The organism is Nocardioides sp. P5_C9_2 (assembly GCF_054049555.1).
The window spans coordinates 1-1528 of sequence record NZ_JBFUMD010000677.1 but is presented as its reverse complement, the minus strand read 5'-3'; the positions used below and the strand labels follow the sequence as shown (position 1 = coordinate 1528).

The following is a 1528-nucleotide window of genomic DNA, read 5'->3' as shown; positions in this document are numbered from 1 at the left end:
GCCCTGGTCCTCGATCGCGGCGACGGTGCCGAGCTCTTCGACGATGCCGGTGAACATCAGGTGGTCCTCTCGAGGGTCATCCGCACGTTGGCGTCGCCTCCGGTGCCGACGACGGCGGCCTGYCGGAGGCGGAAGCGGAGCTGGTCGGTGATGGTGGTGATGCCGAGGTCGCCCACCGTGCTCGTCCCGGCGCCCAGCAGGCTGGGCGCGACGTAGGCCACGACCTCGTCGACGAGCCCGGCCGTCAGGAACGCGGCGGCCAGGGTGGGACCGCCCTCGAGCCACACGTGCCGGCGGCCGCTGTCGTGGAGGTCGCGCAGCGCCTCGGCGGGCTCGCGGGTGCGCAGGTGGAGCGTCTCGGCGTGGTTGTTGAGGATCCGGCGGTCGGGCGCGATGTCGCGCAGCCCCATGACGGCCCGCAGCGGCTGGTGGCGCACCGGACGGTCCCAGTTGTCCCGCACGGTCAGCAGCGGGTCGTCGACCTCGACGGTGCGGGTGCCGACGAGCAGCACGTCGCACTCGGCCCGCAGCCGGTGCGTGTCCTGGCGGGCCGCCTCGCTGGAGATCCAGCGGCTGGTCCCGTCGGTGGCGGCGCTGCGCCCGTCGAGGGTGGTGGCCAGCTTCCAGGTGACGAACGGCCGCTCGTGGTGGACCGCGAAGGTCCAGGCCCGGTTGAGCCTGGCGGCCTCGTCGGCCAGGACGCCGGACTCGACCTCCACGCCCGCCGCGCGCAACGCCTCGGCGCCACCCGCCGCCTCTGGGTTGGGGTCGGACTGGCCCAGGACGACACGGCGTACGCCGGCGGCCAGCAGGGCCTCGACGCACGGGCCGGTGCGACCCGTGTGGTTGCACGGCTCGAGGGTCACGACCGCGGTGGTCCCCCGGGCCGCGTCGCCGGCCTCGGTGAGCGCGGCGACCTCGGCGTGCGGGGTACCCGCGCCGCGGTGGAAACCCTCGGCCACCGCGGTGCCGTCGTCGGCCAGCAGCACGCAGCCGACGCGGGGGTTGGGGCCCAGCGGGACGCCGGGGTTGGCGGCGATCTGCAGGGCGCGCCGCATGGCGGCGGTCTCTGCCGGTGTCGCACCCATCGCTGGCCCTCTCGTCCGTGATGTCGGACTCCGGGGGTGCGGGCGCGCGCACCGCGTCGGGACGGGTGCGTCGCCTGCGTGCACTTCTCATCCGGACTGTGACCGTCGGTCCAGGAGTTCCACCTGGTCAACCGGCCACTGGCAGTGGTCGGGTCGCGGACTGTGACCGCCGGTGCGGAGTTTCACCGCCCCCAGAGCACGCTTGCTCGTGGACGGAACTCTGCCACACCCGCACGCATTCCCGGATCGGGTGTCCGCGTGGCGTCGGCCACTCCCGGCCGGGCGCGGCCGTCGGGCGGGGCGCGCGATCGGGCAGGGCGGGCGCGGGCGGACACCTCGGCCCGGAGACACGGAGGGCGTCGGGCGGGCGGTGCCCCAGCCACCATCTCCGTCGCCCGGAACGTGGCCCACGCACCGCCGAAGGGCGCGTCGCCATACGC

General features: G+C 75.3%; 1 protein-coding gene and 1 riboswitch. The gene reads right to left on the bottom strand.

What is annotated here, in order from left to right:
• Positions 1-56 precede the first annotated feature (56 nt).
• A complete protein-coding gene (gene ribD, locus ACXJKL_RS20910; protein WP_457208916.1) occupies positions 57-1088 on the bottom strand; it encodes a bifunctional diaminohydroxyphosphoribosylaminopyrimidine deaminase/5-amino-6-(5-phosphoribosylamino)uracil reductase RibD in 1032 nt (343 codons plus the stop codon).
• Positions 1089-1162: 74 nt separating this feature from the next.
• Positions 1163-1292, bottom strand: a riboswitch (FMN riboswitch).
• Positions 1293-1528: the final 236 nt, after the last annotated feature.